Below are 7,399 nucleotides of genomic sequence, written 5' to 3'. Positions count from 1 at the left end.
GTTAGCGAGCGACCGGCGGTTCTGCCACTAGCCTGTTTGACTCACTTACAGTGACGGCAAAAGCATAGAGTCGACTGACCATCACAAAAACCCACCCGTTGGGTGGGGTACCGGAGTAAAAGGAACATGAGAGATTCTCGGACCGGCCGTCACACCGTTGGCGCGACGACAATAGTCGTTGTAATTGCCCTCCATCTCTTAATCTCCTGCACCAAGGAATCGAAGGAGCCGAAAACACTTACCCCCGATCAGGTCCAGGGCACGCTTATCCGCCAGCTCATCATGATGGCCGATCAGCAGCAGCGCGACCGGGAGTTGCTTGACTCGCTCATTGACGAAAAGGGATGGGGGGCGCCTGAAACACGAGAAGCCTCGCAGGTGTCCAATCATCATGACAGCGTCAACATGGTCAGGCTCGAAGAGATCATCGCGCTGCACGGCTGGCCGGGCAAGTCGCTGGTGGGCGATCAGGCTGCGCTGGCGGCCTTCCTCGTTCTACAGCACGCCGAACTGGAGATACAATTGAAGTACCTTCCGCTGGTCGAGGCGGCCGCGGCGAAAGGCGATGTCGAGCGCGCACACCTGGCGATGCTTCAGGACCGCGTGTTCATGCGCCAGGACAAACCGCAGAAATACGGCACTCAGTTGTGGAGTGACCCGTCGACCGGCAAACTGGGCCTGTATCCTATCGATGACTCTATCAATGTCGACTTTCGGCGTGCCGAGGTCGGTCTGGCGCCGCTGGCGGATTACATTCGGAGTATGGGAATCGAGCCGGAATCGCTCTCGCAGCGCTCGAAGACCACGGTGATCTTCAACCTTGGCGGCGATACGGCGAAATAGAGCTGACACTGCACCGGCTCTACCTCTATCGGCCCCCCACTCCCCATCCGCTCAAAACACGCTGAACTTGAAATACCGCCTCGGGTTCTTCTCGATATCCGTGATCAGGTTGTTCGCGCGAGTGAGCAAGTTGCTAAGCTCAGTATAGAGCGCCGTGTCATTCACGAGCATCCCCAGGTTGCCTTCCGAGCGGTCGATCTTGGTCAGGATCGAGTCAAGGCGCGCTGTGGTGGCATTCAAATTGTCATAGAGTGCGGAATCGGCGACCAGCTTGCCCAGTGTGCCGCGGTCCTCGCTCACCTGCGATGCCAGGTCGCCCACCGATTTCGACATGTGGGTGATCGACTCCATCATCTCTTGCTGGTTCTTGTGCAACGTGGAGGTAACTTTGGTCAGGTTGGTCAGCAGCGCCGTGAGTTGCTGGTAAAGAGTGTCGTTCGCCGCCAGTTGCCCGAGCGATCCCTCGCCCCGGTTCACCCGCACCAGGAAGCTGTCAAGACTGCCGACCAGCTGGCCGGCGTCTTTCAGCGCCTTCTCCCCCGCCTCGAACATGGCGGTGGCCGAGCCGACATCCTTGGTGGCAATCACGGCATCGGCCTGGATCGGGGCGGCCCCGGTCAGGCCGGGGAGAATCTCGATATACTTGTCGCCCAGAAAACCAATGGTCCCGAGCTGCACGCGGGCGTCGGCGTTCAAATAACGGTGGATCTTCCTGGTCACGCGGCAGTACACTTTCACCTGGCGGGCCTGCTCGGCGATCTCGAAATCCAGCCCCGTGACATTGCCCACCTCGACACCCGACATCCACACCGGCGAACCGCGCACCAGTCCGTTGACATTTTCGAAGTAGCACACGAAGGTGATCTTGGGTTCGAACACCGATGTCCCTCCGCCGGTCATCGACGTGTACATCAGGATAATAATCGCACCCATGATAAGCAGGCCAACCGGCACGGCGCCCCACTTGATCTTGACTGATCGTCGCATACTATTGTCCTCAGCTTCTAATATCGTCCAAACCTATAAAGCGCTTCCTGGCCACCCGCCCAAACGACGCGCGAAACGGTCCCAGAAAATCGGTGACACAGGGATCGTTCGAGGCGCGCAACGCCTCGAGTGAACCGTCGAACGCCACCTGGCCCTCATGAATGACTACGAAGCGGTCGGCAATCTCGAGCGCGTCGGCAATCTGGTGGGTTACCACAATTGACGCGATTGATTTCTCCTCGTGAAGTCGGGTTATGAGCCCCAGCACGTTTTCGGTGGCGTGGGGATCGAGACCGGTAGTCGGTTCGTCATAGAGCATCACCTTGGGATTGGTCGAGAGGAGCGCCCGGCCGATAGCTACCCGTCGCCGCATCCCGCCCGAGAGTTCCTCGGGCAGCTTATCGCCGATTTCATTGGCGTCGAGACCCACAAACCCGAGCATCTCTCTTGCCTTCACCGTGATTTCCGACCATGACATGCGTGTGTGCTCAAGCAGGTAATAGCCGACATTTTCGCCGACCGTAAGAGAATCGAACAAAGCGCCGTCCTGGAAGACCATGCCGATCCTCTTGCGGACCTCCTGCTTGTCGCGCTCCTTCATGATACAAATGTTCTCGCCGTCGATAATCACCTCGCCTCGCTGAGGACACTCCAATCCGAGAATCAGGCGCAGGATCGTGGATTTGCCCGAACCCGACGGTCCCATAATGACCAGCATCTCGGCCTCGTCCACTTTGAACGAGACGTTTTTCAGAACCTGTTTATCCCAGTACGAGAAGTCTACTGCCCGAAGCTCGATCAAAAGTACCCCTTCAGCCAGTTACCGAGAATTTTGGTGATAAAGAAGTTAACGATCAAAATGACGATCGACGAAAACATCACGGAGTTGGTCGTGGCCCGACCCACTCCCTTCGTGCCGCCCTCCGCCGTGAAACCACAGTAGCAAGAGATAAATGCGATGACGAACGAAAAGCAGAACGGCTTGAACAGCCCCATCAGGATATTGCCGTAGTTGAGCTTGAGAAACACCTGCGACCAATAGGTCGTGGTGGTGACATTGGCAATAAATCTCCCCACCACCCAGCCGCCGGTAATCGCGATCGCATCGCACACGACAGTCAGAGCCGGCACCATGATGATCAGAGTAATCAGTCGGGGGCGGGCGATCTTCTTGAGCGGATCGATTCCGAACGCCACCATGGCGTCGATCTGGTTGGACGATTTCATCGCTCCAATTTCGGCGGTGATCCCAGCCGCCACCCTGGCAGCTACCATCAGGCCGGTCAGAATCGGCCCGAGCTCCCGCACGATCGCCATGGAGACAATCCTCCCCAGGTAGTCTTTCGCTCCAAACGTCGCCAGCTCCTGGGAGAAGGCCAGCGCAAGCCCCTGTCCGGAAAAGATACCGGTCAGGGCCACCAGCAGCAGTGAACCTACCCCGATGAGGTACATCTGTTCGAGCGTCTCGGACAGATAGAACGGCCGTCGCCCCAGCGAGGCCAGCATCCGGAGCGAGAAGTAGAAAATGCTCTGGCACTCGAAGGCCCAGCGCTTGATGACATTGTCAATACCGTAAAAGATGCTGCTGTCCTTTCGGTTACATCGGGCAGTTTAGGCCGGTGCCCTCTGGGAGTCAAGACTAAACGGTCCGTTGCGCCCGGGACAGAATCTCGTATAATCGGGCCAACAACCGGCCTCCCGGCAGCGTTATGGGTGTGCGGAGAAGATGACCGATGTTCGGAGACGAAAGTGTATAATCAGGACGGTTCCAAGCGGGGCCATGCCATAGCGTTGTTTTCGGGCGGGCTGGATTCGGCGCTGGCCATACTGCTCGTTCTGCGCCAGAATATCGAGGTGACCGCTCTCACGTTCATGACCCATTTCGGCTGCGACCTGGGAGACCGCTCGTCGTGCGGCTCCAATCCGTTCCCGACCGCCGAGAAGTTCGGCTTCAATGTCAAGCTGATGCACCTCGGCCAGAAGTTTGTCAATATCGTGGCCAACCCGAAATACGGTCGCGGCAAGGAAATGAACGTATGCGTGGACTGCCGAATTCTGATGCTGAGCGAGGCGCGCGCGCTCATGGAGATGACGAACGCTGATTTCATCATCACCGGCGAAGTCATGGGCCAGCGGCCTTTTTCGCAGGTCAAGGACAAGTTGAATCTCACCGAACGCGAGGCGGGTGTCAAGGGCAGGCTGCTCAGACCGCTTTCGGCCAGGCTACTTCCCCCGACCGAGGTCGAGCTGTCCGGCCTGGTCGACCGTGAGCAGTTGGAGGGAATCAAGGGTCGCTCGCGGCAGCGACAACTGGAACTGGCGAAGCAGTTCGGCCTGGAGGATTACCCCTCGCCTGCGGGAGGCTGTCTTTTGACCGACCACGGTTACTCCAACCGCCTCCGCGATCTGCTCGCGCACACGGACAGGCTGACATTTGATGATCTGAATCTGCTGAAGATCGGGCGGCACTTCCGACTGGCCGAAGACACCAAGATTGTCGTGGGGCGAAACGAATCCGAGAACCGTCAACTGATGGGCATGGCCAGGGAACACCACGTAACGGTGGAGCTGCCCGATGTCGGTTCACCGCTCACGCTTCTGGTGGGAACAGCCAGTGAGCCGCACTTGAAGGCGGCGGGGGCGATCACCGCGCGTTATACGTCGGCACGGGAAGCGCCATCGGTAAAAGTAGTTTCGACGCGCCTTTCCGACAGGTCGACCGAGGAATTCATGGTGCAGCCGGCCAAAGAGGAGGAGATCGTCACGCTAGCCGTGCGCTGACCGCGCGCGGATGAACCGAAGGGGAATCGCCAATCCCTTGCCTCCCTGTGCTCCACCAGCCTCCCGGTGGCCCACCCGCTTGCGGGTGGGATTGAGAAAACTCTCGCCTTAAGAGTTGCGGTCGGGCAGGGTCGCCCGACAGCACGTCAACCCGAGCCCTCGAGTGACACGCCCCGGTGGCCTCGCAAAGTCCCCCCACACCTCAATTCGATTCGCGGACACTACCCCGGAAAACACAATAGAAAGCCCTGCCCGGGACCTACGGGCAGAGCTTTCCGAGCTTTATTGAACACGCGAAAAACGTTGGATCAGGTCTTGTCGGATCCTGATTACTTCAGCAGCATCATCTTCTTGGTCTCGACGAAATTATTCGCCGTGATCCGATAGAAGTAAATGCCGCTCGCCACTGCGCCTCCGTCAGCATCCGTGCCGTTCCAGGTAACGGTGTGATTACCGGCCGGCATCTTGCCGTACGTCAGGGTGGTCACTTTCTGACCCAGAATGTTGAACACGCTCAATTCGACCTCAGACTCAGTCGGGAGCGCGAAACCAATCTGGGTGGACGGGTTGAACGGGTTCGGGTAGTTCTGCGCCAGAGCGTACTCTGCCGGCAGCGCACCGTTCACGCCGGACAACGCCACCGAGACCCCGGCGAAATCCGGATGGACTTCGTCGAACGCAATCTGCCCGGGCCGCGACCGAGTGTTGTAAATGAACACCAGGTCATGCGCCGGACTGGAGGTCTCGTTTTCCTCGATACGGATTTCCGTCACCGAGGGGTTGTTGATCTCGAACACCAGGTTGGCCACCGTCCCCTCGCCCGCCGACAGCGGCGCGCGCGGGTCAGGGCTGAGCTGGTGGATCAGACCGATCACGACCGATTGTTTGTCGTTTTCGATCTTGGCGATCTTGAGATCAAAGTGTTCCACCCGTGTACCCTCGAAAGTAACCTCTTTCAGGGTCACGCCTTCGGAGAACTTCAGTGGGATGTCAATCGCAATGACACCGTCGGCATTCGCTATGGTCAGCGGAACCACCACGGTGCTGTTTTCGCCGGCGACGGCGGCAGCGGGCGCAAACTTGTTGGCCGCAAACACCCACGCCGGGAGCATCACGATCGCGACAATCACTGTCACTTTTTTAAGCTGTTTCAACGACATTTCACCCCCTCAGGGTTGAAAAGGTTGTTGTTGTGGTTGTCCGATGGGCACTCCAATACCTGTCGGCAACCGCTACCCGCCGCAATCGATTTCCATAACTGCGTCATTTTCTTCCTTCGTATGTACAGCAAGCGGAGGTGAAGGGTATCGATTACCTAACAAGCGTCCCAATCAAAAGTAAAGCCGACTGGGTCCAGATGTCAAGAGATTTCTGTTTAAGATTGTCAGTCAATCGCTTAACGAGACCGGAAAGTCGCGCCGGTCGTCCAATGACTCTTCAGGTCCTCCAATTAAGTTTACGGACACTGCAAACGCTTTCCTAATACTGGTAACACTCTTCCGCCCAAACGGTTCCATAATATCCAAGAAAAGGGCGTTAGATTCCTGTTAAGTCCTTGATAACGCATCTAACCCCGGCGAAATAGCCCCGGAAGCTACCCCCCATTCCGTCAACTCCGCCGTTGCCACAGCGCTTTGTTTGCGCCATAATACCGCGTGTTTTCGCCAACCCCCTCCAAAATGAGCACACACTATGTCACACTCTGATTTCAAACCGTTCGTTCCGGCGTCCGCAAGCCCACGGGAATTCACTTTCAGGGCTGTCACTATCGGGGCCATTCTGGGTATTGTCTTCGCCGCGTCGTCAGTCTACCTGGCGCTTAAAGTCGGCATGACTGTGAGCGCATCTATCCCGATTGCGGTTCTCTCGATCACGCTGTTTCGGGTGCTGGGGCGTGCGACCATTCTCGAGAACAATATCGTCCAGACCACCGGCTCGGCGGGTGAGTCCATAGCGTTCGGCGTGGCTACTACCATGCCGGTGTTCCTGCTGCTTGGGCTGGACATGAACCTCCTGCCTATTCTGGTAATGGCACTACTGGGCGGGATTCTGGGCGTGCTGATGATGATTCCCCTGCGGCAGGGGCTGATTGTCAAGGAACACGGCAAACTGACCTATCCGGAGGGTACCGCCTGCGCCGACGTGCTCATTGTCGGCGAACAGGGCGGCACCAACGCGAGAACTGTCTTTCTCGGATTCGGGCTTGGGGCGCTTTACAAATTCGTTAACGCCGGCATGAAGCTGTGGGCGGAAATACCAGAGCGGCTTCTGTCGTTTTTCAAGGGAGCGTCGATCTCGGCAGAGGTCACCCCGGAACTGCTGGGTGTCGGCTATATTATTGGCCCCCGAGTTTCCGCGAACATGCTGGCCGGCGGGATGCTGTCATATCTCATCTTGATTCCTGCGATTACGATATTCGGAGAGCACCTCGATTCGGTCCTCTTCCCGGCCACTACACTTATCAAAGACATGAGCCCCGGCGAAGTGCGTAACGCTTACGTGCTGTATATCGGAGCGGGGGCGGTGGCCACGGGCGGGATTATCAGCCTGATCCGGTCGTTCCCGACTATCATCTCAGCCTTCCGGAGAGGATTTGCCACATTTCTGGACTCGCGCAAAGGGAAAGTGGACACAAATAATGTCCCGCGCACTGACCGGGACCTGCCGCTCTCGGTAGTCGTGTTCGGCAGTATCGGCCTGGTGATTGCCATCTGGCTCGCCCCTATTTTGAATATCAACGCCATATCGGCGGTGCTTATCGTGCTGTTCGGGTTCTTCTTCGTGACCG

General features: G+C 57.6%; 7 protein-coding genes. 3 read left to right on the top strand and 4 right to left on the bottom strand.

The window, feature by feature from the left end:
* Window positions 1-126 precede the first annotated feature (126 nt).
* Window positions 127-843, top strand: coding sequence for a DUF6624 domain-containing protein (locus AB1772_12880; protein ID MEW5797235.1), 717 nt, complete (start codon window positions 127-129; stop codon window positions 841-843).
* Between the two features lie 51 nt (window positions 844-894).
* On the opposite strand, the gene AB1772_12875 is transcribed toward AB1772_12880, so the two are convergent.
* From AB1772_12875 to AB1772_12865, 3 genes are read right to left on the bottom strand one after another with little or no spacing between them, the layout of a single operon-like run.
* Entirely contained in the window at window positions 895-1,830 is a 936-nt protein-coding gene (locus tag AB1772_12875; GenBank protein ID MEW5797234.1) for an MlaD family protein, read from the bottom strand.
* 10 nt (window positions 1,831-1,840) lie between these two features.
* Window positions 1,841-2,632, bottom strand: a complete 792-nt coding sequence (locus AB1772_12870; GenBank protein ID MEW5797233.1) for an ATP-binding cassette domain-containing protein — start codon at window positions 2,630-2,632, stop codon at window positions 1,841-1,843.
* Window positions 2,629-3,336 (bottom strand): ABC transporter permease, encoded by a 708-nt coding sequence (locus tag AB1772_12865; protein MEW5797232.1) that lies wholly within the window; start codon window positions 3,334-3,336, stop codon window positions 2,629-2,631. Before AB1772_12865 ends, AB1772_12870 begins: the two co-directional genes overlap by 4 nt.
* A 243-nt stretch (window positions 3,337-3,579) precedes the next feature.
* Between AB1772_12865 and AB1772_12860 the strand changes: the two genes are divergently transcribed.
* On the top strand, window positions 3,580-4,611 hold the full coding sequence (locus tag AB1772_12860) for a hypothetical protein (GenBank protein MEW5797231.1): 1,032 nt from the start codon (window positions 3,580-3,582) through the stop codon (window positions 4,609-4,611).
* A gap of 329 nt (window positions 4,612-4,940) precedes the next feature.
* On the opposite strand, the gene AB1772_12855 is transcribed toward AB1772_12860, so the two are convergent.
* The gene (locus AB1772_12855; GenBank protein ID MEW5797230.1) at window positions 4,941-5,765 is read right to left on the bottom strand and encodes a FlgD immunoglobulin-like domain containing protein; all 825 of its coding nucleotides are present in this window, start codon (window positions 5,763-5,765) and stop codon (window positions 4,941-4,943) included.
* Window positions 5,766-6,303: 538 nt separating this feature from the next.
* Here AB1772_12855 and AB1772_12850 point away from each other — a divergent pair.
* Window positions 6,304-7,399 (top strand): oligopeptide transporter, OPT family (locus tag AB1772_12850; GenBank protein MEW5797229.1); only part of this gene is annotated, 1,096 nt, incomplete at its 3' end.

Source organism: Candidatus Zixiibacteriota bacterium (assembly GCA_040752815.1).
Lineage (GTDB): Bacteria > Zixibacteria > MSB-5A5 > GN15 > FEB-12 > JAGGTI01.
Note: the sequence above shows the minus strand (reverse complement) of the source record. Positions and strands in the feature narration are given on the sequence as shown.